At 71.6% G+C, this 25,272-nt stretch carries 22 protein-coding genes; 11 read left to right on the top strand and 11 right to left on the bottom strand.

The features are described 5' to 3' along the window. The first annotated feature begins 72 nt into the window (after positions 1-72). Positions 73-759 (top strand): TetR/AcrR family transcriptional regulator, encoded by a 687-nt coding sequence (locus tag FHR82_RS24165; protein WP_184812796.1) that lies wholly within the window; start codon positions 73-75, stop codon positions 757-759. Between the two features lie 503 nt (positions 760-1,262). Here the strand turns inward: FHR82_RS24165 and FHR82_RS24160 are convergent. Further along, the gene (locus tag FHR82_RS24160; RefSeq protein ID WP_184812795.1) at positions 1,263-2,015 is read right to left on the bottom strand and encodes an SDR family oxidoreductase; all 753 of its coding nucleotides are present in this window, start codon (positions 2,013-2,015) and stop codon (positions 1,263-1,265) included. A gap of 178 nt (positions 2,016-2,193) precedes the next feature. On the opposite strand from FHR82_RS24160, the gene FHR82_RS24155 reads away from it, so the two are divergent. Then, positions 2,194-3,132, top strand: a complete 939-nt coding sequence (locus FHR82_RS24155; protein ID WP_184812794.1) for an RNA polymerase sigma-70 factor — start codon at positions 2,194-2,196, stop codon at positions 3,130-3,132. Between the two features lie 48 nt (positions 3,133-3,180). Here the strand turns inward: FHR82_RS24155 and FHR82_RS24150 are convergent, their stop codons facing one another. Next, positions 3,181-4,041, bottom strand: a complete 861-nt coding sequence (locus FHR82_RS24150; RefSeq protein ID WP_184812793.1) for a helix-turn-helix transcriptional regulator — start codon at positions 4,039-4,041, stop codon at positions 3,181-3,183. Between the two features lie 191 nt (positions 4,042-4,232). Between FHR82_RS24150 and FHR82_RS24145 the strand changes: the two genes are divergently transcribed. Beyond that, positions 4,233-5,231: an SDR family oxidoreductase gene (locus FHR82_RS24145; RefSeq protein ID WP_184812792.1), complete on the top strand. Its 999-nt coding sequence runs from the start codon at positions 4,233-4,235 to the stop codon at positions 5,229-5,231. Positions 5,232-5,380: 149 nt separating this feature from the next. Further along, complete coding sequence (locus FHR82_RS24140; protein WP_184812791.1) at positions 5,381-5,833, top strand: hypothetical protein; 453 nt, start codon at positions 5,381-5,383, stop codon at positions 5,831-5,833. Positions 5,834-6,119: 286 nt separating this feature from the next. Here the strand turns inward: FHR82_RS24140 and FHR82_RS24135 are convergent, their stop codons facing one another. The 3 genes from FHR82_RS24135 to FHR82_RS24125 all read right to left on the bottom strand — a co-directional run bounded on the left by FHR82_RS24135 (position 6,120) and on the right by FHR82_RS24125 (position 10,017). After that, on the bottom strand, positions 6,120-7,622 hold the full coding sequence (locus FHR82_RS24135) for a SulP family inorganic anion transporter (RefSeq protein ID WP_376706440.1): 1,503 nt from the start codon (positions 7,620-7,622) through the stop codon (positions 6,120-6,122). Positions 7,623-7,938: 316 nt separating this feature from the next. Next, entirely contained in the window at positions 7,939-8,337 is a 399-nt protein-coding gene (locus tag FHR82_RS24130) for a MerR family transcriptional regulator (RefSeq protein ID WP_184813334.1), read from the bottom strand. A gap of 72 nt (positions 8,338-8,409) precedes the next feature. Further along, on the bottom strand, positions 8,410-10,017 hold the full coding sequence (locus tag FHR82_RS24125) for a peptide chain release factor 3 (protein WP_221464213.1): 1,608 nt from the start codon (positions 10,015-10,017) through the stop codon (positions 8,410-8,412). Between the two features lie 61 nt (positions 10,018-10,078). Between FHR82_RS24125 and FHR82_RS24120 the strand changes: the two genes are divergently transcribed. Next, positions 10,079-10,618 carry a hypothetical protein gene (locus FHR82_RS24120; RefSeq protein WP_184812790.1) on the top strand — a complete coding sequence of 180 codons (540 nt, stop codon included), beginning with the start codon at positions 10,079-10,081 and terminating at the stop codon, positions 10,616-10,618. Between the two features lie 13 nt (positions 10,619-10,631). Beyond that, positions 10,632-10,967: a cation:proton antiporter regulatory subunit gene (locus FHR82_RS24115; protein ID WP_184812789.1), complete on the top strand. Its 336-nt coding sequence runs from the start codon at positions 10,632-10,634 to the stop codon at positions 10,965-10,967. Positions 10,968-10,988: 21 nt separating this feature from the next. Here the strand turns inward: FHR82_RS24115 and FHR82_RS24110 are convergent, their stop codons facing one another. After that, complete coding sequence (locus tag FHR82_RS24110; RefSeq protein WP_184812788.1) at positions 10,989-13,997, bottom strand: AfsR/SARP family transcriptional regulator; 3,009 nt, start codon at positions 13,995-13,997, stop codon at positions 10,989-10,991. Positions 13,998-14,174: 177 nt separating this feature from the next. Here FHR82_RS24110 and FHR82_RS24105 point away from each other — a divergent pair, with 177 nt between their 5' ends. The 4 genes from FHR82_RS24105 (at position 14,175) to FHR82_RS24090 (ending at position 18,527) form a co-directional block, all read left to right on the top strand. Next, on the top strand, positions 14,175-14,846 hold the full coding sequence (locus FHR82_RS24105) for a hypothetical protein (RefSeq protein WP_184812787.1): 672 nt from the start codon (positions 14,175-14,177) through the stop codon (positions 14,844-14,846). 141 nt (positions 14,847-14,987) lie between these two features. Beyond that, entirely contained in the window at positions 14,988-16,505 is a 1,518-nt protein-coding gene (locus FHR82_RS24100; protein WP_184812786.1) for a M48 family metallopeptidase, read from the top strand. Beyond that, positions 16,469-17,611, top strand: a complete 1,143-nt coding sequence (locus tag FHR82_RS24095; RefSeq protein WP_184812785.1) for a DUF4034 domain-containing protein — start codon at positions 16,469-16,471, stop codon at positions 17,609-17,611. Before FHR82_RS24100 ends, FHR82_RS24095 begins: the two co-directional genes overlap by 37 nt. Positions 17,612-17,636: 25 nt before the next feature. After that, the gene (locus tag FHR82_RS24090; protein WP_184812784.1) at positions 17,637-18,527 is read left to right on the top strand and encodes a hypothetical protein; all 891 of its coding nucleotides are present in this window, start codon (positions 17,637-17,639) and stop codon (positions 18,525-18,527) included. On the opposite strand, the gene FHR82_RS24085 is transcribed toward FHR82_RS24090, so the two are convergent. From FHR82_RS24085 to FHR82_RS24075, 3 genes are read right to left on the bottom strand one after another with little or no spacing between them, the layout of a single operon-like run. Continuing rightward, on the bottom strand, positions 18,502-19,557 hold the full coding sequence (locus FHR82_RS24085) for an ABC transporter ATP-binding protein (RefSeq protein ID WP_184812783.1): 1,056 nt from the start codon (positions 19,555-19,557) through the stop codon (positions 18,502-18,504). The two genes, FHR82_RS24090 and FHR82_RS24085, sit on opposite strands and share 26 nt — an antisense overlap. Then, on the bottom strand, positions 19,554-20,255 hold the full coding sequence (locus tag FHR82_RS24080; RefSeq protein ID WP_184812782.1) for an ABC transporter permease: 702 nt from the start codon (positions 20,253-20,255) through the stop codon (positions 19,554-19,556). Before FHR82_RS24080 ends, FHR82_RS24085 begins: the two co-directional genes overlap by 4 nt. A 4-nt stretch (positions 20,256-20,259) precedes the next feature. Next, a complete protein-coding gene (locus tag FHR82_RS24075) occupies positions 20,260-21,117 on the bottom strand; it encodes an ABC transporter substrate-binding protein (RefSeq protein ID WP_184812781.1) in 858 nt (285 codons plus the stop codon). A 92-nt stretch (positions 21,118-21,209) separates the two neighbouring features. Between FHR82_RS24075 and FHR82_RS24070 the strand changes: the two genes are divergently transcribed. Next, positions 21,210-22,127 carry a substrate-binding domain-containing protein gene (locus FHR82_RS24070; RefSeq protein ID WP_184812780.1) on the top strand — a complete coding sequence of 306 codons (918 nt, stop codon included), beginning with the start codon at positions 21,210-21,212 and terminating at the stop codon, positions 22,125-22,127. A gap of 5 nt (positions 22,128-22,132) precedes the next feature. Here the strand turns inward: FHR82_RS24070 and FHR82_RS24065 are convergent, their stop codons facing one another. Both FHR82_RS24065 and FHR82_RS24060 read right to left on the bottom strand, forming a co-directional pair. Then, positions 22,133-24,031, bottom strand: coding sequence for a molybdopterin biosynthesis protein (locus FHR82_RS24065; protein WP_184812779.1), 1,899 nt, complete (start codon positions 24,029-24,031; stop codon positions 22,133-22,135). After that, positions 24,028-25,266: a molybdopterin molybdotransferase MoeA gene (locus FHR82_RS24060; protein ID WP_184812778.1), complete on the bottom strand. Its 1,239-nt coding sequence runs from the start codon at positions 25,264-25,266 to the stop codon at positions 24,028-24,030. The genes FHR82_RS24065 and FHR82_RS24060 overlap by 4 nt, the downstream gene beginning before the upstream one ends. Between the last annotated feature and the right edge of the window lie 6 nt (positions 25,267-25,272).

Raw genomic sequence — 25,272 nt, 5'->3', positions numbered from 1 at the left:
CGGATCTCTATATCCACGTTAGGTATATAACAGGATTAAAGGGAACGCAACCCAGTCCTATATTCTCGCTACATGACCGACACCCGCGGGCAGATCCTCGACGCCACCGCCACGCTGCTGGAGCGGACCGGCGCGGAGGAGGTCTCGATCAGGGACGTGTGCCAGGCGGCCGGAGTCACCGCGCCGACCGTCTACCACCACTTCGGTGACAAGAAGGCCCTGCTCGAGGCCGTGGCGGCGGAGGGCTTCAAGCGTTACCTCAGCGCCAAGCGCAGCCGCAGGCCCTCGGCGGACCCCCTCGACGACCTCCACCGGGGCTGGGCGGACCACGTCGGGTTCGGCCTCGAGCACCCGGCCTTCTACCGGCTGATGTACGGCACCCCGGACGCCGAGGACCGCCCACCGGCCCGCGAAGGCCACCGCGTCCTCGTCGGCATCCTCGAGCGACTGGCCGAAGCGGGCCGCCTCCGGCTCCCCCCGGAACAGGCCGCGACGACGATCCACACCGGCGCCGTCGGCACCACCCTCAGCCTGCTGTCCACTCCGGAAGGCCCCCGCACGGCCGGACTGGCCGACCGAATGCGCGACGCCGTGTTCGGCGCCGTGCTCCACCAGAACGAGCCCCCCGACGGCAAAGGGACCGCCGCGGCCGAACTGGCACGCGCCCTGCTGGCCACCTTGTCGGTGCGCCACACCGCCGAGCTGACGCCGGGAGAACGCGGCATCCTGCTGGAACTGCTGGGCAAACTCGCCCCCTGACGCAGTGGTGCCGAGGGCGTTGGCCACCACCGGAGGCGAGAACGGTTGGCAAGCTGGTCGCATGACAGGTCTGACCGCCGAACTCGTGGTCGATGGTCGCGCACCGCAGACCCCGGCTCTCGCCCCGGACGGGCGTCTGCCCTGCTACACGCCATGGCCAGCACGATCGTGAACAGGTCGCGTCGGCATCTGCCCGGCCGCGGGCCGGGCAGATGAACCGGGGGCAGGTGAACCGCTGGACACTGGCAGATGCGAAAGGCGCGAAAGCGCGAAAGCGCGAAAGCGCGGAGGGCGAGCCCAAACCACACCACACCCCAGGCAGACCACCGAAAGAGTCCCTGCCAAAGAAACCCCGTTGCCAACCGGAGAGCCATCCCAGAGACCTGCCCCTCCGGCGAGGAGGCCCGTCCGGCAGGACGCCCGTCCGGCGAGGACCCTGGAATCACCCCGAGACCAACCGGCACGCGCGGACCACAATGGCAGGTAAGCCGACTCCGCCCGAATCAGAGCTGGGCGTCGAGCCACTCCTGAAAAGTGGGACCGGCGAGCGTGGCGTGCGGGCTTGGCAGGAAAGCACCGTCGGCAGCGGCCTGGGCATCAGGCATGTCAGGATTGTCGACGCCGACGACCCGGACACCCCGGCGGGCGCCGAGGAGTTCAGCCGCCTCGGCCATGGTCTGCCTGCGGGGCCCGGCGATCTCCGGCACCGGCGTGCCCGGTGCGTCGGGATCGGTGGCCAGGCCGACCAGCGCCTCGGCCACCGTGCGCGCGGCCACGAGCTGGGTTGGCAGGGCCGGGATGTAGGCGGTGTCGCCCTGTTGCCAGTCGAGGAGCTGGCCGACGAGTTCGTGGAACTGCGCGGCCCGCAGGATGCGGACGGGCAGCGGGCCGGACAGGTTGGCCTCCTCGTGTACCTGTTGGGAGGCAATGAAACCGCCGGTTGCCTTGTCGACGCCGATGATGGACACGAGGACGATCCTGGTGACTCCCGCCTTCTGCCCCGCCTCGTGCAGGTTGCGGGCCGACGTGCGGAAGAACTCCGTCGCCGCCTCCTGGTCGGAGCCGTGCCACGACGCGGCATCGATGATCACGTCGGTCCCGGTGAGGGCCTCGGCGAGGCCGTCACCGCTGATGATGTCCACTCCGGTGGCCCGGGACATCGGAACGACCTGGTAGCCCCGTTCGGTGAGGACGTCGACGACGTGGCGTCCCAGTCGTCCGGTTGCTCCTGCCACTGCGAACTTGCCGATGCTCACGTGCCATGCCTTTCCTGGCGCTGAATGGTGCCCTGACGGACACGAGACGCCTGCGTCCCGATCCCTGTGACAGTGCGGGTCGTGTGACGTGGTCGACCGGTCGCGGGTGTCACAAAGCACGAGGGGCCGGCGTCTTGTGCGTGTGGCAGCGTCGAACGTGAACAGGCAGGAGCCAGGAATGAGCCAGCCCGGCGAACGAACGACGGACCCGGCCGGGCCGCTCGATCGTGGCGACCCGGTGCACTCCGCCACCGAGGCGTTCGTCGGCCACCGCGACCTGCTGTTCACCGTCGCCTACGAGATGCTCGGCTCGGCCACCGACGCCGAAGACGTCCTGCAGGAGACTTGGCTGCGGTGGGTGGGCGTCGATCCCGGCACGGTGCGGGAGCAGCGTGCCTACCTGGTGCGGATCGTCACCCGGCTGGCGCTGGACCGGCTGCGTGCGCTCGGCCGGCGCAGGGAGTCCTACGTCGGCCCGTGGCTGCCGGAGCCGTTGCTGACCGCGCCGGACGTGGCCGAGGACGTCGAGCTCGCCGAGAGCGTCTCGATGGCGATGCTGCTGGTGCTGGAGACGCTCGGGCCGACCGAGCGGGCGGTGTTCGTGCTGCGCGAGGTGTTCGAGCTGGAGTACGACGAGATCGCGGAGGCCGTCGGCAAGAACCCCGCCGCCGTACGCCAGATCGCCCACCGGGCACGGGCGCACGTCGCCGCGCGCCGACCACGCGGCACCGCTTCCCCTGCGCAGACCCGAGCCGCGCTCCAGGCCTTCCAGCGCGCGGTCGAGACCGGCGACCTGCGGAGCCTGCTCGACATCCTCGCCCCGGACGTCGTCGCCATGAGCGACGGCGGCGGGATCAGGCATGCCCTGCTCCATCCCGTCGTGGGGGCGGACAAGGTGGCACGCCTGCTGGCCGTCGGCTGGTGGCAGCGCGGCGCCAGGAGGTCGGTCGAGCCGGTCCAGGTCAACGGTGGCCCTGGGCTGCTCGTCCGCGTCGACGGGGAGATCGACGGCGTGCTGGCGGTGCGGCTCGAGAACGGCTACGTCACCGGCTTCTACAACGTGCGCAATCCCGAGAAGCTGTCGCGTGTGGAGCGCGAGACCGTCGTGAGCCGCTGAGCGGCACGACCTTCGGCGTCCGGAGGGTGACGCGGCTGCTGCCGGAACTCACGCCTCCGGTGGCGTCCTCAGCATGTCGTGCTGGGGTCCGATCACGGAGAGAAGCTGTAGTTTCTCGTGGCTTTCGCTGCCGGGGACGGCGGTGTAGACGAGGAGGAGGTGTGACTGGTCGGGGTCGAGGAGTGTCTGGCAGGTGAGTTCCAGGTCGCCGACCTCGGGGTGCACGTAGCGTTTGACGCTGTTGTAGTGGATGCCGATCTCGTGTTCCTTCCAGACGGTGCGGAATTCCTCGCTGCCGGCGAGCAGGAGGTCCAGGAGGTGAGCGGCCCGTGAGCCGGGGCCGCGGAGTGTGACCATCTTGCGCAGCCCGGAAGCGAAGACGCGGGAGTGCAGCGCGTGGTCGCCGGGGTGGTACCTGGCCCTGGTGGCCGGGTCGGTGAACCACCGGTAGCCGATGCTGCGGGCCGGGCCGGTGTACCGGGTGGTGTCGCCGGTGACCGCGACGCCGAGCGGGGTCTGCCGGAGTGTCTCGCCGAGCTCGGTGACGATCTCGGCGGGGGTGTCGGTGAGCCGGTCGAAGATGCGCAGCAGGCCGGGACTGATGTGTTCGCTGGTCGCGCCTCGCGCAGGCGGGTTGTGCCCGGCGAGGCGGAACAGGTGGTCGCGTTCGTCGAGGGACAGGTACAGGCCCTGCGCGAGCGAGGCGATCATGTGCTCGGACGGGTGCGGGCCGCGCTCCCGTTCGAGCCTGCTGTAGTAGTCGGTGGAGATGTGGCAGAGCGTGGCGACTTCCTCGCGGCGCAGACCTGCGGTCCTGCGTCGTTGCCCGCGCGGCAGGCCGACGTCTTCTGGTTGCAGCGCCTCTCGGCGGCGACGCAGGAACTCGGCGAGCCCAGCCCGGTCGATCACGGCTGCTTCCTCCCTGGTCCGACTGCGGTTTCATCCTGCCACCGGTGCCGGACGGCTGCCTCGGACTGCCGATCCCCCCTTCGGGTCGATGTCGGCCGGGTCCGGTCAGCCTGGGATCGAGAGGCCGTGGCTATCCCCGTGGATCGGACGCAGCCTGGGAACACGTCCACGAGGAACCCCAGGAGCAGCACATGGCACGCACGAAACCGGACATCACCGTTCCCGACCTCACCGGGAAGCTCGCCGTCGTCACCGGCGCCAGCGACGGTGTCGGCCTGGGCCTGGCGGCCCGCCTCGCCGCCGCCGGTGCCGAGGTCGTCATGCCCGTCCGCAACCCCGGCAAGGGCGAAGCGGCGGTCGCGAAGATCAAGCGGCAGCACCCGGAAGCGGTCCTGTCCCTGCGGGACCTCGACCTGTCGTCACTGAGCTCGGTCGCCGCGCTGGGCGCCACGCTGCGCGGCGAGGACCGGCCGATCCACATCCTCGTCAACAACGCAGGCGTGATGACCCCACCGGACCGGCAGACCACCACGGACGGCTTCGAGCTGCAGTTCGGCAGCAACCACCTGGGGCATTTCGCGCTCGTCGCCAACCTGCTGCCCCTGCTGCGCGCGGGACGGGCGCGCGTGACCTCGCAGATCAGTGTCGCCGCGAACGAGAAAGCCATCAACTGGGACGACCTGAACTGGGAACGGTCCTACAACGGCCGCCGCGCGTACAGCCAGTCCAAGATCGCCTTCGGCCTGTTCGGACTCGAACTGGACCGGCGCAGCCAGGCCGCGGGCTGGGGCATCACCAGCAACCTCGCCCACCCCGGCGTCGCCCCCACCAACCTGCTGGCCGCGCGTCCCGAGGTCGGCCGGGCACGGGACACCGCCGGTGTGCGCGTCATCCGTGCTCTCTCGCGCCGCGGCATCCTCCTCGGGACGGTCGAGACCGCCCTGCTTCCGGCCCTGCTGGCCGCCACCTCGCCCGACGCGCGCGGCGCCCGGCTGTACGGGCCCAGCGGTCTCGGGCACCTGGCAGGCGCACCGGCCGAACAGACCGTCTACTCCCGCCTTCGCAGCGAGGACGACGCCGAACGGATCTGGCAGATCTCCGAGAACCTCACCCACACCTCCTTCCCGGCCGGCGAGCGGCCCCGCACCGGCCTGGGCTCGACGGCTGTCAGCCGTCGTCGTGTGCGGTGACGGCAGGCGCACAGGCAAGTGGTGGCCCGGAAAGCAGGTATCGCTGGCGCCGCCCGTTGCCGCATGAGCAGCGGCGGGCGGTTGTTGTTCCGGTGGCCGGATCGGGGATACGGTCGGTCTACGCGTGGTGGGCTGAGGAGGAGCCGCAGGTGATCACTGACCCGACACTCATCCGGATCGGCGAAGCGGTGCGGCTCAGCCACAACGGCGAACGGGAAGCCGCTCGCGTCCTGTTCGCCGGGATCTGGGACGAGATCGGCGGCGAGCGGGGAGACCCGCTGCACCGTTGCACGCTCGCGCATGCGATGGCCGACGTGCAGGACGACGTGCGCCAGGAGCTGATCTGGGACCAGCGAGCACTTGCGGCCGCCGACCTGCTCACCGACACCCGGGTCGCGCAAGCCGGTGTGGCGCTTCCGGTGGCCGGCTTGTACCCGTCGTTGCACCTGAACCTGAGCGAGTGCCACCGCAAGCTGGGGGATCTCACCCGTGCCCGCGAGCACCTTCACCAGGCGCAGGACACGATCGACACGCTGGGCGACGACGAGTACGGCCGGCTGATCAGGGCCGGTCTGGAGCAAGTCGCCGAACGGTTGCGCTGACCCGGCAACGGTGACGTCGTCCGCACCGGCGATCACGAGTCCACGCCACGGCCACCAACCCGATCGCCGGCGCCGCCGGGTACGACCTCGACCGGACCGTGACCGGCGCGCGGCTCGACCGACGCGGGAACATCGTGCTGGCGCTGAGCCACGCGGAAGGCCAACCCGGTGGCGGCACACTCGGCTACGTCGGGAACAGGGGCCGCAACGGCACCCCACATCTGGCAGTGGATGGCCCGGCAACAACGTTGACCTGGAAGGGTTTCAGTGCGTGCCCGCGCGCGACCTAGTGACTCGGGGTGAGTTCACCGGTGAGCCGGCTGTGCATGGTGGCGCTGTGTTCGTTGAGGCCGACGATCTCGACGGTCTTGCCGCGGGCGTTGTACTTGGTGGTGATGGCGTCGAGGGCGGCGACGGTGGAGGCGTCCCAGATGTGGGCGGCGGTGAGGTCGATGACGACCCGGTCCGGGTCGCCTGCGTAGTCGAACCGGTAGACCAGGTCGTTGCTGGAGGCGAAGAACAGCTCGCCGGTGACGGCGTACACGACCTCGGTGCCGTCGGGGTCGTGTACGGCGGTGACGCCCGCCAGGTGCGCGACCCGGCGGGCGAAGATGACCAGCGCGGTGAGCACGCCCGCGATGACACCGATGGCCAGGTTGTGGGTGGCCACCACGACGGCGACGGTCACGACCATGACGGTGATCTCGCCGGCCGGCATCCGCTTGAGCGTGGCGGGGGCGACGCTGTGCCAGTCGAAGGTCGCGAACGCGACCAGCACCATCACCGCGACCAGGGCGGCCATCGGGATCCGGGACACCAGCGGGCCGACGGCGATGCACAACGCCATCAGGAACGCCCCGGCGAGGAAGGTGGACAGCCGCGTGCGGGCGCCCGCGGTCTTCACGTTGATCATGGTCTGGCCGATCATCGCGCAGCCGCCCATGCCGCCGAAGAACCCGGTGACGACGTTGGCGATGCCCTGGCCGACGGACTCACGGGTCTTGTTGGAACCGGTGTCGGTGATGTCGTCGACCAGCTTCGCGGTCATCAGCGACTCCATCAAACCGACCAGCGCGAACGCGATCGCGTATGGCGCGAGCAGCGTCAGGGTGTCCAGGGTGAACGGCACCTGCGGCAGCCCCGGCACCGGAAGCGCGGAGGGCAGTGCGCCCTTGTCGCCGACCGCCGGCACGGCGATGCCCGCGGCGACGGTCAGCGCGGTGAGCGCGACGATCGACACGAGCGGCGCCGGGACCACCCTGGTGAGCCTTGGGAACACCAGCATCAGTGCCAGGCCAGCGGCGAACAGCGGGTACACCGCCCACGGCACGTCGATCAGCTCCGGCACCTGCGCCAGGAAGATCAGGATCGCCAGCGCGTTGACGAACCCGACCATGACGCTGCGCGGCACGAACCGCATCAGCCGCGCGGTGCCCAGCGCGCCGAGCACGATCTGCACCAGTCCACCCAGGATGACCGCTGCGATCAGGTAGCTCAGGCCGTGTTCCCTGGCCAGCGGCGCGACCACGAGGGCGATCGCACCGGTGGCCGCGGAGATCATCGCGGGACGACCGCCGACGACCGAGATCACCACCGCCATCGTGAACGACGCGAACAACCCGACGCTCGGGTCCACGCCCGCGATGATGGAGAACGAGATCGCCTCGGGGATCAACGCGAGCGCGACCACCAAACCGGCCAGTACCTCGGTCCGCGCCACGCGCGGCGACAGCCACGACGGCCGGGAGAAACGGGCACGGAGGAACGACAGAGACACGGATGAGGGCACGCGGCAACCTGACGTGGTCGAGCGCCGGTGCACCGGCGCGGGAAATGGGCGGCTGTGTCGGCTGCTGTGCCGGCGTACGAACTGTTCCTGCGGCGACCAAGGGGCGTCGATGCCCCCAGGACAGACGCATGGCGGACGGTCGTCCCGCCGGCCGGTGGAGCACGCCGCGCCGCCGACCCGGACTCTCGCCTCACGTTAGACCAGGGATCTGGTTCGGCTGACGCCGGCCTTCGCTCGTGAGGCCGAGATCACTGGCAACGCCATCAGCGGTCTGTACACAAAGGACAGTGGACGAACCGTCGGCCGGTACCGGTCCTCAGTGCGCGGATCGCCCCGCCTTCCCCCGTGTCCGGGAAGGACGAAGACGCGTTCGGAGCATCGCCGCGAACTCCTCGGCGACGCGCAGCTTCGCACGCAACTGCTCGCACGCCTCCTCGGCGGTGGCGCTGAACTCCGCGAGCCGCGCCGCCGGGTCGTCGACGTGGGGCGCGCCGGGCTGGGGATCGAGCACGGCGAGCAGGTCCCGCATCTCCTCCAGCTGGAAACCCAGTGGCTTCATGCGTTTGACGAGCTCGAGCCGGTCCAGGTCCGGTTCGGTGTAGAGCCGGAACCCGCCCTGACTGCGGGCGCTGGGCACCGCCAGCCCGACTTCCTCGTAGTAGCGGATGGTGCGCAGCGACAACCCGGTGCGCTCGGCCACCTCACCGATCTGCATCCGTTCACGCACGTCGCACCCCTTTCACCGGCACCCGACACCGTACCGGCACCCCTTGGCCGCGCCGTGTGCTCAGTCAGTGCCCGCGACGAGGGAGCTCACGACGAGGTCGGGGTGCAGGCGCAGCATCACGTTGAGCGCGTGCTGGTCGGTGAACAGCGCCAGGTCGGTCCCGTCGGCACGGGAGAGCACTTCGCTGCGGCGCCCGGTGTCGACAATGGACCGCTGGACGGGGTCGTCGAGCCGGCGCGCGACCGTGTACGGCAGCGACTCCAGGTTGACCGGTACGCCGAACTCGGTGTCGAGGCGGTGTACGGCGACCTCGAACTGCATCGGACCGACCGCGGCGAGCACCGGCGCCGCGTCGCCCCGCCGGTCCGAGCGCAGCACCTGCACCACACCTTCGGACCCGAGCTGCTCGATGCCCTTGCGGAACTGCTTGGCCCGCCCCACCTCCGCGGGGCGCGCGACCGAGAAGAAGCCGGGCGCGAAGCTGGGCAGTCCCGGGTACCGGACCGTCGGTTTCCCGGCGTACAGCGTGTCGCCGACGCGGAGCGCGGTGGCGTTCACGAGGCCGATCACGTCACCGGGGTAGGCAGTGTCCAGTGTGGACCGCTGCTGCCCGAACACCTGATGGGCGTACTTGGTCGCGAACGGCCGCCCGGTCGTGGCGTTGGTGACGACCATGCCGCGTTCGAACACCCCGGAGCACACCCGGGCGAACGCGACCTGGTCGCGGTGCGAGGGGTCCATCCCGGTCTGCACCTTGAACACGAACGCCGAGAACGGCGCGTCCAGCGCCCGCGAGTTCCCGTCGGCGTCCCGCCGGGGAACCGGACGGGGGGCGAGTTCGACCAGCACGTCCAGCAGGTGCCGCACTCCGAAGTTCAGCACCGCCGACCCGAACAGGACCGGCGACGCGTTCGCGGCGATGAACCGGGCCGGGTCGAACTCGCCACCCGAAGCGGCGAGCAGGTCCGCCTCCTCGGCGGCTCGCGCCCAGTCCGCACCTATCTCAGCCTGCGCCTGGTCCGGGGTCAGGCGTTCCTCTGCCGCCGCGGTGGCGCCGCCCGCGGTGCGCTGGTAGCGGACGAACGTCCCGTCGAGACAGTCGCGCACGCCCTGGAACTGGCCCGCTTCCCCGACCGGCCAGGTCAACGGCATGGGCTGCAAGCCGATCCGCTCGACCAGCTCGTCGCACAGCTCCAGCGCCTCACGGCCAGGGCGGTCCCACTTGTTGACGAACGTGATCACCGGGATGCCCCGGTGCCTGCACACGTCGAACAGCTTCAGCGTCTGCGGCTCCAGCCCCTTCGCCGCGTCCAGCAGCATCACCGCGGAGTCCACAGCGGACAGGACCCGGTAGGTGTCCTCGGAGAAGTCGGCGTGGCCAGGGGTGTCCAGCATGTTGATCACGGTGTCGCCGTAGGAGAACTGCAACGCCGCCGACGTGATCGAGATGCCGCGCGCCTGCTCCATCGCCAGCCAGTCCGACACCACGCCACGCCGGCCTGCCTTGCCGTGTACCGCACCCGCCTCCGAGATCACCCGCGCGTGCAACGCAAGCGCCTCCGTCAGGGTGGACTTGCCCGCGTCCGGATGGCTGATCACCGCGAAGGTTCGCCGACGGCCCGCCTCCCCCACCACGTCCACAGCAGACTGCTGTCCAGCGGCCGTCAACACCCACCTCCACTGGATCCACCAGGTCGCACCACGCCGGTTACACCTTCACGTTACGGCAGTGTTCGGCACCGTCACCCCTGGGGGCCGCCGGCAGGAGTCGTGCTGTCCGGCGACCACGGCCGCGCGGTCACCTGTAGGGCGGCGACAAACCACGCCCTCTTCGTTGTCGGCGACGGACAAGCAGCACAGCGTTCGTCCCGGCACAGTAGATGGTGTGAAAGCACACAAGGATCCGGTGGTGCCGGCACCCCGTCACACGGTCCGGATCCACCCAACCCGGGAGGTCGCCGGACAGCTGGGCCGCTACGTTTCGGCCATCGCGGCCGACGTGCGGGCGGCCTACGACAACCGTCACGACACCGGCAGCGCGGAAGAACCGGGCGAGCTCGTCATCGACCTGTCCCATGCCGCCGTGTTGCCGCAGGCGCAACTGACCCTTCTCGTCAACGTGGTGCGCCCGATCGTCGGCACGGGAACGACCATCACGCTGTCCGGTGTACGACCCATGATCCTCGGTTCGCTCGTCGCCTTCGACCTTCCCGGCGACGTGGTGGTGGTCGACACACGAGGACGCAGGTGGACCAGGGCCGGAACGTGAAAGCAGGTAGCTGATGTCGGAACTCGTGGTTCAGGAACGACGACTGCCCGGCATCGGATGGCGCTATGACACGCGCGTCGGCGACGACAGCGAACAGCTGCTGGTCATCGTCGCGGAAGACCGCGGCCCGCGCCACATCATGGTGTTCGACGGGCAGTCCGAGGAGCCGTCGACGAGCGTGCGGCTGTCCACGGGCCATGCCGCCGGGATCGCGGCCCTGCTCACCGGTGCGCGGCTCGCCGTGGTCCCGGCCGTCGTCGATGAGCGTCCCGACGAGCCGCCGCCCGCCGGCATCCCCGTCGACACGGTGGACGCCGGAGAACAGTCGGTGGCCGGATCCCGGCCGTAGCGCTGCGCCGGACCGCGCGGATCAGCGGATCCCGGCGTACAGGGTCGCCGCCTCGCCGGCCAGCCGGTCGGCCGCGGTGTCATCGCCCGTGGCGGTGTGCAGCCGGGCGAGCTTGTCCAGAATGCCGGCCAGCAGGTACGGGTAGTTGATGCCGCGGGCCACGCCGACCGCGTGTTCACCCAGGCTGATGGCGGCCGGAAGGTCGTCGCCGTCACGCAGGTGGAGGTCGAGCAGCTCGACGAGGACACGGGCCTCGAACAGGGGGTCGTGGAGCCCACGCGCGATCTCAACGCCTTCGAGGAGCCGTCGGCGCGCGTCGGCGTACTCGCCTCGGGCCAGGTGGAGGCATCCCCAGGCGTGAGCGGCGTAGAAGTCGCCCGATGGGCCGATGTCGTCGACGTGTGCGGACAGTTCCGTGAAGGCCTTCTCGGCCTCGGGCTGGTGGCCGAGTGCGAGTTCGGCCTGGCCGAGCCAGTAGGTGTCGCGTGCGACCAGCGTGCGGATGCCCTGTTCCCGCGCACCGGCGACGATCTCCGCGAGGACCGCCACCGCGGTGCCGGGCCTGCCGGCCTGCAGGTGCGCGAGGCCGACCTGGGAGTAGGCGTGCAGTGCCGCGGCGGCCTGCCCGTTCGCGGTGAGCCGCTCAAAGGCCTCGCCGCCCGCGGTGATCGCCTCCGTCAGCCGTCCGTTGGGGACCAGGAAGAACGGCGCGTTGCTCAGGGCCTCCAGATAGCCGCGCTGGTCGCCGATCCGCTCGAACAGGTGCATGGCCTCGGTGTTGGCCTCCTCCGCCGGCCCGTACCGGCGCCGGAGGTAGCGCAGTCCCGCCATCGAGATCAGCAGCCTGGCTTGACCACGCAGGTTCCCCGCGGTCCTGGCCAGATCCATCGCGGTGTCGTAGCAGGTCTGCCAGTCGTCGAAGTACCGCTCCGTCTCGAACAACGCCTGCCCGCCAACGGCGAGCTCGCAGCACAGCTCGTCCCGGCCGAGGTCGGCGGCCTGCCGCACGGCGGCCACCAGCGCGGTCCGCTCGGTGTCCAGCACCGTCATCGGCAGCACGTCCGGCGGCAGGCTCGCGCCCACCAGGTCCGGCCGCCAGCGTGGTGCGTCCCGCTGGAACATGTTCTGGCCCATGTGGTCGCGGTCGGCGATGTCCGTGAAGGCGAGCAGGGCGCCGAGCGCGCGGACGACCGCCGCGTGCCGGCCCGCCGCGGGCTCCTCCGCCTCGGCGCGTTCCCTGGCGTAGGCGCGGAGCAGGTCGTGGAAGCCGTACCGGGCCTGGCCGTGCGGTGTGCCGGTGACGTCGAGCAGGTGCACGTCGACGAGTTCGTCGAGGAGGTCCTGGGCGGCGCCCAGTTCGCTGTCCACGACGGCGGCGGCCGCCCACAACGGGAAGTCGGGTGCCTCCAGCAGCCCGAGGAGCCGGAACAGCCTGCCCGCCGCCGGCCGCAGCCCCGCGTAGCTCAACCCGAAGCTGGCCCGCACCTCCAGGTCGCGGTAGCGCAACGCGTCCAGCCGGTGCTGTTCGTCCGCCAGCCTCGACACCAGATCGGCGAGCCGCCAGTGCGGCCGGGACGCCAGCAACGACCCGACGATCCGCAACGCGAGCGGCAGCCGCGCGCACAACCCGACCAGAGCCGACAGCTCCGCGTCGGCCGCGGCGGCGAGCCTGCCGTCCGTGCTGTTGCGCAGCAGCGCGACGCTGTCGGCCTCGGACATCTCGCCCAGCACGACGCGCCGCGCACCACCGAGCGCACCCAGCCGCACCCGGCCGGTCACGAGCACACCACAGGTCCCGCTCGCCGGCAGCAGCGGTGCCAGCTGCGCCTCGTCGAGCACGTCGTCGAGCACCACCAGGACCCGGCGTTCCGCGAGCAGACTCCGGTACAGCTCGCCGCGTTCCTCCGGGTCGTCCGGCACCGCTGTGGCGGGCACCCCGAGCGCACGCAGGAAACGACCCAGCACGATCGCCGGATCGACCGGCTGGGCCCGCGCGCCACCCAGCACCGCGAACAACTGCCCGTCGGTGTACACGGTCTTGAGGCGATGCCCGGCCTGCACCGCCAGCGCGGTCTTGCCGATCCCGCCCAGACCCGAGACGGTCACCACCGCGGCGGGCTCGTCGTGGGCGCGCTCCGCACGGAGCACCGCCTCGATCTCCGCCAGCTCCGCCCACTGCCCGGTGAAGTCACCGAGCGCCGGTGGTAACTGGCGGGGCACGGGAGCGACGGGCTCCGTGCGCACGGCCGGGCCTGCCGGGTCGTCCCCGGCCAGGATCTCGGCGTGGGCGGCGCGCAGCTCCTGGCCCGGGTCCACGCCCAGTTCGTCGGCGAGCAGCCTGCGGCCCCGGTCGAACACCGCCAGCGCGTCTGCCTGCCTGCCCGCCCGGTGCAGGGCGCGCATCAGCTGCGCCCGGATCCGCTCGCGGAGCGGGTGTTCGTCGAGCACCGGGGCGAGCCGGGCGGCGAGCGCGGGGCAGCGGCCGGACGCGAGCGCGGCGTCCGCGTGCGCCTCCACGGTCGCCAGGTACTCCTCGGTGAGGTCGGCGACGATCCGCGCGCCGCGTGCCGTGCCCGCCAGTTCCGCGAGCGCGGGCCAGTGCCACAGCGACAGCGCCCGGTCGAGCAGCACCTCGGTGTCGGCAGGTGTCGTGCCGCTGGCGGCGTCGCGGACCAGCGCGCGATGCTCCCGCAGGTCCACGGTGCCCGCGCGGACCGTGAGCCGGTAGCCGTCGCGGGAGCCGTCCAGCTCGACCACGGCGCCGAGCGACCTGCGCAGCTGGGACATCCTGGCCTGGATGAGCTTGCGGCACGAGGGCGGCGGGTCGTCGTCCCAGAGCACCTCGGCGAGGGTGTCGATGCCGACGAGCCGCCCCTCGTGCAGCAGCAGCACGCCCAGCAGCTGGCGGGCGTGGCCGCCTGCGATCGCGATCGGCGTCCCCACACCGAGGTCACCGGCGTCTTCGACGTCACTGACGGTACCGACCTCGCTGACCTCGAGTCGGCCGAGGATCCGGAACACGACGGCCACGGCTCACCTCCGTCTCGATCACGGTGAGACTAACTGTTCGCGTTGCTCCGTTCGGCGTAGGGGCCGGAGGAGTTGGCTGGGAGTAGCCGTCGAGTAGCCGGGGTCACGCAGAATCGCCGCACCACAGGCGAGCGGCCGTTCGAGCTGCCTTCGCACGTCTCATCAGGGGAGTACTTCATGTTTCGTTGGATCCTGCCCGCTGCCGCGGTCGCGGGGGCGCTCGTTCTGTCGGCCTGCGGAGCGGAGGAGCCGGACTCGACCGCGGCGACCGTCGTCCCGGACTCCTCCTCGTCCGAAGCGGAGCCCACCCCGGCCACCACTCCCGCCGAGGACGCCACCCCGCCTGGCGGCTCGGCCGAACTGACCCCCCAGGGCACCGAGCTGGCGCTCGGGGACAAGGCCGTCGTGCCGTTCCGGGCCGGTGGCGAGGAAGGACTGGTCGGCGTCACGATCACCAAGATCGACAAGGGTGCCGCGGCCGACCTCGCCCCGCTCCAGCTGGGTGCGCGGGCCGACGGGTACGTGCCGTACTACGTCCGGATCACCGTGACCAACGAGACCGGCGGCGACTGGGGTGGCACCTCGCTGGTCTCGCTGCAGGGCCTGCTCGCCGACGGCACCGAGGCAGGCGGCGTCTACTCGGTGCCCAGTTCGTTCGCACCGTGTGCCAAGGGCAGCGCGGGCGACGACTTCGTCGCGGCCGGCGCGAGCTACGAGACCTGCACGCTCGCCCTCGCGCCGGAGCCTGCCGAGGTGACCGGGGTGGCCTACGAGGTCGACACCTACGACGACGCGGCCCCCGACGGCGCGCAGGCCGACTACGCCGCCGAGCCGATCACCTGGAAGTAGCGGCGGTCACGGCATCGCCGGACCGGCCGGCCCGGACCCTCCACATCGGACGGCCGGTCCCGGTGGGACGGGCAGTGTGCACACCATGGCCGGATGGGAAAGGGGCCACCTCTGAAACTGTTGTCGCGCACCGTGTCATGGGTGCTGCTGACCAGCTTCGTCCCGATGGCGATGCTCGTCGTCATGGGCGCTCTGGTCTGGTTCAACATCTATGCGTTCACGGTCTCCCCCGTCACCGCCGTGAAGATCGCGATCGGCGTCGTGCCGACCGTGCTGGTACTCGGCCGCGGGCTGTGGGTGCTCGCCTCGAAGATCGACAACCCGGTGCATGGCGTGCCGGTGCGTGAGCACGAGCAGCCGGAGCTGTGGGCGCTGGTCCGCAGGCTCGCGGAGGTCGCGGACACCGCGCCACCGGACGACATCCACCTGATCGCGGACGCGAACGCCGCCGTGATGGAGGACACCCGGCTGCTCGGGCTGATCTCCACGCGGCGGCACCTGTTCATCGGCGCCCCGCTGATCGCCGAGATGAGCTCCGCGCAGTTCGCCGCGGTCCTCACCCACGAGCTCGCGCACTACAGCAACCGGGACACCCGTTTCGCGGGCATCGCCTACCGCAGCAGACGCGCCTACGTGCACACACTGGCCACGATGAACAGGGACGACTACCTCCAGCGGGGACTGCACTTCCTGCTGCGGCACTGCGGCGCGGTCACGCTGCGCGCGTCCACGAAGTTGAGCAGGCGGCAGGAAAGCGCGGCGGACGAGGCGGCGGCGGGCGCCGTCGGCTCGGCGGCCACCGTCGCCGCGTTCCGTGAGCTGGCACCGATCGCCGAGTCGTGGCAGGCATTCCTGGACAACCACCTGGTCGTGGGGTGGACCGCGGGTTACCTGCCCGCCGACGCGTTCGCCGGGTACCGCAGGCTCCGTGCCTCGCTGCACGACCAGCTGGGCGAGCTGCGCGCCAACCCACCGGACGAGGCGGACCCGTACGACACGCACCCGCCGATGAGCGAGCGGATCGCGGCGATCGACGCGCTGCGCGCCGTCGGCACGGTGCGCGTACCGCCCGGGCCCGCGCTCGGCCTGCTGCACAACCCGGTGCCGCTGCTCGACGCGGCGCTGCTCGACGGTCTGGTGCCGGAAGCACGCACCAAACGGCGTGTGGACTGGCCGACGCTGGTCCGCATCGGCGGCCTCGCCGCACTGACCGAGGCCACCGGCACGGTGCTGGCCAACGCGGCCCGGTTGACCGCCCGGCCGCCCTCGCTGCGCACGCTGCTCGACGCGCTCGACGCGGGCCTGCTGACCGAGCTCGGCGCGACCCCGCCCGGTCCGGCCGGGCCGGGCGGGCCCGCGGACGGCCCGAGGGTCCGTTACGAACGAGCCAAGCTGATCGTCCGCAAAGGACTCTTCGGCGCGGTCGTCACGACGCTCACCGAGGCGGGCGCGGTGCGGTGGCAGGAGTCGTGGCCCTCGGTCGGCGCGATGCGACTGGATGAGCGGTACCGGGTCGCACTGCCGGAGCTGGTCGACGCGGCGGTGTCCGAACGACCGGACACGGCGGGACTGCGCGCGCTACTCGACGCGGCAGGACAAATCACACGGAAGGCAACACCATCGTGGCACTCCTACTGGGCACCAAGACCCGCGTCCTGATGGCCATGCGCAAGGAAGCCAAGCGCCGAGGCCAGTCGGTGCACACCTACATGCGGACGGCGTCCCCCGAGGACATGATCGCGTTGATCCACCAGGTCGACCCCACCGTCAACCCGGCCGAGATCGTGCCTGGCCTACCGGACCAGCCGGCCGTTGACGTCACCAGATGGGGACTGCCGCCCACGCACGCGCTGAGCACCGATCTGAGCAGGCCGGTCCCGGTGATCGCCGCGGCGGTGGCCGCGGCCAGGGCAGGTGACTGGCGGCCGGCACGCGAGTTGCTCAACCGCAGCCACGGCGACTGGGCGATGCGCTCGGCGGCGGTGCACGCGCTCGGCGAGGCCGCTGGGGACAACGGTGCCTGGCTGGCGGCGTGGCGGGCCGCGAGCACCGGCGACGACCGGCACATCGCGGTCGTCGACGCGCACGCACTTCTCTGGCTGGCCTGGAAACTGCGCGGCAACAAGCCGCCGGAGCAGACCTCGGCCGAGCAGCACGACGCGTTCCACCAGACGCTGGCGCGGTCGGAGCTCGCGGCGCGGAGGGCGACGGAGCTGGCGCCCGAGGACCCGACTCCGTGGTGCACGCTGATCACACTCGCGCGTGGCCGCGGCTACGGGGGCAACACGTTCGCGGCGATCTGGCGTGAGCTGCAGGCCCGCAACCCGCTGCACCGCACGGGGCACGAGTTCGCGCTGATGTACATGGCCGACGACGAGCCCGTCTCGTACGACGCGCTGTTCGCGTTCGCGGAGCGTGCCGCCGCCGCGTCCCCTTCGCTCGCCTTCCTGGTCATCCAGGCCGCGTTCGGCTACGAGGACCACAACGAGAAGGTCTGGCAGGACGCGCGGATCCACCGTGCGCTCGACGTGCTGCTCGGATGGCTGGGCTCACCCGAGGGCGGCGGTGGCGTCCACGCGAGCAGCGACCGGCGCTGGGCGGCGTACGGACTGGTGAGCGCGGGCCGGGGCGCCGAGGCCGTGCCCCTGTTCGCCCAGCTGGGCACCGACGCGTCCGGCAGGCCGTGGGAGGACTACGGCGACAACGCGGTCGACGTCTTCGACAGCTTCCGGAAACGTGCCTGCGCGGCCACGGAAACGGCCTGACACCGCCACGTTGAGAGAGGGCCCCATGGATCAGCCCAACGCCAGCAACATGATCGGGTACGCCGCCCTTGGCGAGGACGGCAGGCTCGGGAGCGGCAGCGGACGGCCCACCGTCGCCTGGTGGATCGTCTTGGTGCTGTGCGTGCTCTACTTCCTGGCCACGTTGCTCCCCGGGGCGCTCACACTCGTGGCCTGGCACACCAGTCAGGAGCGGATCGACGTCTCGGACGGCGTGCTCGGCGCGATCAACAGCCCGTACCTGTTCTCCTGGGTCGGCATGCTGCTGATGTGCGCGATGTGGATCCTGGAGTACACCCGGCGCGGCTCGATCGGGGTGTCGAAACGACAGCGGGGCAAGAAAGCACCGCACGGCGGTTTCGAGTCCGAGATCCGCCTGCTGTCCACACCGTCGCACCTGGCGTGGCTAACCGGGCTCGCGGTACTGGCCGCCGCGCTGCTCGGCCTCCCCTGGACCATCGACTGGGACTTCGACGTCTTCTTCGTCTGGTTCCTGTGGGGCGCGCTCATCACGCCGGTGACCGGCGCCGTGCTCGGTTCACTGGTCAAGAAGACCTCCTACGCCCACTGGTACCGGCGGCAGGCGGCCAAGAACCCGAACGGGCGCGTCGTACGCGAAGCACAGCCCTTCTGGCGCGCCTTCTCCTACCGGTGGCGGTTCGACCTGTGGATCTGCGGAGCCGCGATGCTCATGGTCGTGGTCGGAGCAGCCATCTGGTGGAGCCTGGCGAACGTCCCCGCCGACGACTTCGGCGACGCCGACGACATCCGGGAAGCGACGACCGCCGGCATCGCACTCCTGTCGGTCGGCGTGCCCGCCATGGTGTTCGGGCTGTGGGCGTGCACGCAGTTCTGGCGCAGTGGCGAGGACATCAGGACGGGCGAGTCGGCCACCTGACCGCGGCTCCAGGTCCGGCCGCACCCACCACAACCCGTCCAGGTACCGGAGGCACGCACTCGCGAAGGTGTTCCCTGGCTGTCGCGATGCGGATCGGGTGTCCCGGTGACGTCGGGACGTCCGCGGTGGTCACCGCGGTGACGGTGCCCGAGGTGGTGTCGACGTCGAGGCGGTGTGCGCCGCCGAGGGGTACCACTCGGCGCAGGACGCCGTCGACCACGACCGTGTCCGGCGGTGGCGGGGTGGAGCCGGTGAGCGGACGGCAGCGTTCGGGGCGGGCGACCAGCATCGACTGGTGACCGGTGAGCGCGGGCGGCAGGTGGGTGGTGAAACCCAGCAGGGTCGCGCACTCGAGGTCGGTCGGTGCGTCGAGGACGTCGGCGGTGGCGCCGATCTGCCTGATCTCCCCACCCACCAGCAAGGCCGTGCGTTGTGCGAGTGCGCGTGCTTCCTCGCGGTCGTGCGTGACGAGCAGAACCGCGGCGTCCTGTTCGTTCAGTGCGGCGCGGAGGTCGGCGAGCAGGTCCGTGCGGGTGGTGGCGTCGAGGCCGGTGAACGGCTCGTCGAGCAGCAACACGCGTGGCGCGACGGCGAGGGCCCGCGCGATGGCGACGCGCTGCGACTCACCCCCGGAGAGCGTGTGGGCCTGGCGGTCGGCGAGGTGTGCGACGCCGAGCGCGTCGAGCCACGGCTCGGCTCGACGGCGGGCTTCTCCGCGTCGCACGCCGCGCAGCCGCAGGCCTGCCGCGGCGTTGTCGAGCACGGACTTGCGTTGCAGCACGGGACGTTGCAGCACCGCGGCGACGGCCTGGCGGAGCTGGGCGGTGGTGGCGTCCTGGCCGTCGAGCAGGATGGACCCGGACCTGGCCGCGGCGCCCAGGTGCGCGAGCGCACGGAGCAGCGTCGACTTCCCGGCGCCGTTGGGGCCGAGGACCGCGAGCGTCTCCCCCGCGGGCACGTCCAGCGCCCGCACGGACACGAGTTCCCGCCCGTGCGCGGTGACCCGCAGGTCACGGCAGCCGATGCTCATCTCGCCACCTGCCGCCGGTGTTGTGCGAGCGTGACGGCGAGGTTGACGACGAACGCGAGGCCGAGCAGGACGAGGCCGAACGCGATGGCCAGTGCGAACTGGCCGCGACTGGTCGCGAGCACCGCGGCGGTGGTGAGCACGCGGGTCTCACCTGCCAGGTTGCCGCCGACCATCTGCGCGGCCCCGACCTCGCTGACCACCGCGCCGAACCCGGCCATGGCCGCCGCCAGCAGCGGCAGCCTGGCCTCCGCCAGCAGCGCGCCGAGGGCTCGGAGCCTCGTGGCGCCCAAGCCGCGCATCTGCAGCAGGAAGTCCGGGTCGACCTGCTGCAACGCCGTCGCGGTCAGCGCGGTCACGACGGGCACGGCGATCGCCGCCTGCGCGATCACCATCGCGGTCGGGGTGTAGAGCAGCCCGAACGCGCCGAGCGGGCCCGCGCGCCACAACAGCACCGTGACGAACAACCCGACCACCACGGGCGGCAGCCCCATGCCGGTGTTCGCGATCGCCAGCAGCACCCGCCGCCCCCGGAACCGGCCGAGGGCGAGCGCGGTGCCCACCGGGGCGCCGAGCAGGAACGCGACCACGGTGGCGCTGAGGGAGACCTGGAGGGTGAGCGCGGTGATCGCCCAGGTGTCCTCGTCCCCGGTCACCAGCAGCCGCAACGCCTCGAGCAGACCGTCGCCGAGCACGTCCACGTCGTCAGTTCCCCAGCGCCGACTCGTCCTTGCCGGCATCCGGCACGAACAGGCGCGCACCGCCTGCCGACGCGCCGAACTCGCCGATCAGGTCCTGCGCGCGTGGACCGGTGATCCAGTCGGCGAACGCCTTCGCACCGTCCGGCTGGACCCCGTCGCCTGCGCGCTTCGTCATCTCGATGACGTGGTAGATGTTGAGCAGCGCCTGGTCGCCCTCGTTCAGCACCTCGAGGTCCAGGTTTCCCTTCTGGGACAGGTAGGTCGCCCGGTCGGTCAACGTGTAGGCCGACGTCTCGCTCGCCACCCGCAACGTGGCGCCCATGCCCTGGCCGGTGGCGCGGTACCACTGTCCGGAAGGGACGATCCGGTTCTGGTCCCACAGCTGCTCCTCACGGGCGTGGGTGCCGGACTCGTCGCCGCGCGAGACGAAGCCCGCCTGTGTGGTGGCGATCTTCCGCATGGCCTCCGTCGCCGGTACACCGCGGATCCCGGCCGGATCGGCCGACGGCCCGACGAGCACGAAGTCGTTGTGCATCACCAGCCGCCGCGGGCCAGCGGTGCCCTCGGCGACGAACTCCTCCTCGGCTGCCGGGGAGTGCACGAGGAGGACGTCGGCCTCGCCGCGGCGGCCGAGCTCGATGGCCTGTCCGCTGCCCACGGCCAGTGGTTTGACCTGCCAGCCGGTGTCGGCGGTGAAGGCGGGCAACAACTCGTCGAGCAGTCCCGAGTCCTGTGTGCTCGTGGTGGTGGCGAGGATCAAGGACTTCTCGGCCGAGGATCCGGCCGCCTGATCGGTCCCACCGCACGCAGCGAGCGACAGCAGCAGGGCCACGCAGGCAGTCGCAAGACGAACCGGGCGCATCCGCTGACTCCTTCTGTAGGCTCACAGATCGGCACAAGATTACCGCTGTTCGGCTGACCGAAGTGACACGTGAGGTTCAGGGCACAACAAAAATGACGCGCTACCTGGAAGTCGCCACCGAGCTCGCCCGCCGGATCCGGTCGGGTGAGCTGGCCGTCGGCGCAGAACTGCCCGCCGTCCGCACGTACGCCGACGAGCTGGGGGCGACCTCGTCGACGGTCGTCCGTGCGTACCGCCATCTCGCCGATGCGGACGTGATCACCGTCGCGGACCGGCGCCGGGCCCGTGTCGCCACGGACGGTGTGCTCGCCGCGGCCCGGCTGCTCGAAGCCGACCGGGTGTTCCGGCTCGCCGGGAGCGACGACCCCGCGCTGCAGATCCTGCTCGACCGCACCACGCCAGCGGTGGTCCCGGTCGGCAGCCGCGGCAGCTTCCAGGGTCTGCGTGCCCTCGCGCGCGGGGACGCGGACGGCGCGGCCATACACCTGCGCCACCACACCGGTGTCTACAACAGCCCGTTCGCCCGGGCCTTGCTGCGGGGCAAGGACCCCCATCTGCTCCACCTCTGGCGCCGCCAGCAAGGCCTGCTCGTCCCGCACGGCGACCAGAGCGGCATCCGGTCGGTCGCCGACCTCACCGGCAAGCTCGTCGCGCGGCGCCAGGCGGGTGCGGGCACCCGCGTGCTCCTCGAACAGCTCCTCATCGGCGCGGGTATCGACCCGCACACCGTGCACGGGCCCGAGCTCGACTCCCACCTCGAGACCGGGCTCGCCGTCGCCGCCGGGATCGCCGACGCCGCGCTGGGTCTGCGCGCGACCGCGACCGACCTCGGTCTCGACTTCGTGCCGCTGACCTGGGAGTCCTACGACATCGTGCTCGCCGGAACGGCGTTGGGAGCGGTGCGGTCGCTCATGACCGCCATGCGCGACCCGGCGACCCGTGCCGCCGTGGCGGACATGGACGGCTACGACCTCACCGAGGTCGGCACGCTGGAAAGACTGGACGGGTAGGACCGTCAGCGGATCCGCCTGCCGGTCTCCGCGCACGAGTAGCCACCGAGCGCCTCGACCTCGTCGTGGAAGCCGGTGCGGCCGAGCAGGTCCCACAGCGGGGCGAGCCGGTCGTCGGCGAGGCTGTCGGTGCGCAGGACGAGGTCGTACGGCTCCTGCGCGACGGGGACGAAGTCGAGACCGAACGCACGGGCGGCGGCCAGGATCCCGAGTCCGGCGTCGGCCCGGCCCGAGGACACCGCGGCGGCCACGGCCAGGTGCGTGTGCTCCTCGCGGGCGTAGCCGGGGATGTCGGCGGGATCCATGCCCCGCCGCGCCAGCTCGTGGTCGAGGAGCGCACGGGTGCCCGCGCCGCGCTGGCGGTTGACGTACCGGAGGCCCTGCCGGGTGAGGTCGTCGATCTTGGCCAGCTCCAGCGGGTTGCCTGGCGCGACGATCAGGCCCTGGTCGCGGTGGACCAGGCGGATCACCGCGAAGCCATCGCCGAGCAGCTTGTCCACATAGGGCAGCGTGTACTCGCCGGTCGCCGGGTCGAGCAGGTGTGAGCCCGCGAGGTGGCACAGGCCGTCCCGTAGTGCGACCAGGCCGCCGAGCGAGCCGACGTTCGACGACGCGAGGGTGATGAGCGGGTTGTCGGCCCGCAGTGCCGAGGCGGCGAGGTCGAGCACCAGGTCGTGCGAACCGATCGCGACGACGGTGCGGTCGATCTCCGCCAGTCCGCGCAGCAGCTCCACCCGGACCTCCGCTCCGGCGTGGTGACCCTCCACTCCGGACGGCACGACCAGCAGCCCGTCCGCACGCACCAGCGAGGTCAGCACGCCCGCACCACGGGGCAGTGGTGTCGCGACGACGCGGTCCCCCACCCGGCCGAGGCGGACGCGGACCCAGTCGTCCATGCCGATCGCCGACGGGAGCTTCCGCGCGAGGTGTGCCGTGGTGGACGGCCGTTCGCGCGGGGCGGCGCCTTCCAGCTCCGCGAGCACCGGGGCCGCGAAGATGTCGAACGTGAGAGCGGCGGACACCGGGTAGCCGGGGACACCGACCACCGGCGTCCGGTCGACGGTGCCGAGCACGACGGGGTGTCCTGGGCGGACGGCCACGCCGTGGACCGCCAGCGTGCCCGCGCCCGCGACCACGCGGGCGGTGTAGTCGTCACGGCCCGCGCTGGAACCGGCGATCAGCAGGACCAGGTCGGCACCGGCCGCGGCGGCGCGGAGGGCCGCGGTGATGGCGTCCGGGTCGTCCCGCACGATCTCGGTGACGTCGGCCGCGCAGCCTGCCTCGCGGGCCTGGGCGGCGAGCATCAGCGAGTTGGTGTCCAGGATGTCGCCCGGTTCGAGAGTGGCACCCAACGGGCGAATCTCGTCACCGGTCGGGATGATCGCCACGACCGGCGCTCGGCGCACGGCCAGTTCGACCACCCCCGCGGCCGCGCAGGCCGCCACGTCGACCGGGCGCAGGCGGTGTCCTTCCGGCAGCAGCAGTTCGGCCGCGCTGATGTCCTCACCGATCGAGCGGACGTGCTGGTAGGGCGGGACGGCGGCCCGGATCTCGGCCTGCTCGCCGGTCCGGTGCACGTGTTCGCGCATGATCACGGCGTCGTAGCCCGCGGGCAGCGGGTCGCCGGTGTCGACGACCTCGAAGTCGGTGAGCAGCACCGGAGTGGTCTCCGCCGCGCCGACCGTGTCCTGCGCGCGGACCGCGATCCCGTCCATGCCGGACGAGTCGAACGCGGGTGCGGAACGCTTCGCCCACACGGGTTCGGCGGTCACCCTGCCGACGGCCTCGCCGACCGGCACCCGCACGGTCGCGACCCTGGCGGGGCAACCAGCCGCGGCGCGCGCCTCCCGCCAGGCGGTGTGGGCCGCCGCGGCGGGGACGTCGGACACGAACGGACTGTTCATCGGTACAGCATGACCTCTACCTCGGTGCCCGCGTCGAGCCCGGTGGCCGGTTCCGGCACGACCAGGTAGCCGTCGGCGCGGGTGAGCACGGACAGCAGCGCGGACGGACCGAACACCGGCTCGGCGACCCCGTCCCACAGCCGGACCTGAACCACGTCGAGCCGGCCCGCCGCCGACGCCAGGTCCCGGGACAGCTGTGCCCGGGTGCTCGGTACCGGTGGCGGGGTCTCGCACCCGGACAGCCGCCACAGCAGTGGAACCCCGACCTGGCCGAACACGACCAGCGCGGACAGCGGGTTGCCGGGCAGCCCGATCAACGGGATGCCACCGCAGTCCGCGAGCAGCGTCGGCTTGCCCGGCTTGATCGCGAGCCCGTGGCACCAGACCGCACCCACCGCGGCGACCGCGCCCGCGGTCTCGTCCCGTGCTCCGACCGAAGAGCCAGCCGAGACGACCACCAGGTCGGCATCAGCGAGTACCTCGGTCAGCCTGTCCTTCAACGCACCCGGCTCGTCGCCGACGATCCCCGCGATCACCGGCTCGCCGCCCGCGTCGGCGACCAGCCCGGCCAGCGCGGAGGCGGTCGCGTCCCGCACCTGCCCGGCCGACAGCTCCACTGTGGCTGGTGGCACGACCTCGTCACCGGTGGAGATGATCGCGACCCGGGGCCGGGCGTGCACCGCGACCGACGTGACCCCGGCCGCGGCGAGCAACCCGAGATCCGGCGCGCGCAGCGGACGACCGGCTGGCACGAGCGGCGCGCCGGCCGCAACGTCCTCGTCGGCGCGCACCAGCCCACCACCGGGTGCCACAGGACGGGTGACTTCGATGGTGCCGGGCATGGTCTCGGCCGTGTACTCGACCATCACCACGGCGTCCGCACCGTCGGGCAGCACTCCCCCGGTCGGCATCGCGGCACACCCGCCGGGGCGCACCGTGACCTCGGGTGCCGCGCCCATCCGCACCGCGCCCAGCAGGTCCAGGTACGACGGCAGGCCGTCCGAGGAGCCGTAGGTGTCCGCCGCCCGCACCGCGTAGCCATCCACAGTGGACTTCACGAAGCCCGGCAAGGCGTGGGGCGACGGGATGTCGGCGGCGGGCACCCGGTGGAGCGCCTCGGCGAGCGGCACGGTCTCGACCGGCGCCCGGTGGTCCGGACGAAAGCCTGCCAGTGCCTCGGCAACGGTGCGGGTGGTGAAGAACTCCCGCTGTGTCTTCTTGGTCGCTTCGCTCATCCGCCC

Origin of the sequence: Actinophytocola algeriensis (genome assembly GCF_014203735.1) — a bacterium.
Classification (GTDB): domain Bacteria; phylum Actinomycetota; class Actinomycetes; order Mycobacteriales; family Pseudonocardiaceae; genus Actinophytocola; species Actinophytocola algeriensis.
Note: the sequence above shows the minus strand (reverse complement) of the source record. Positions and strands in the feature narration are given on the sequence as shown.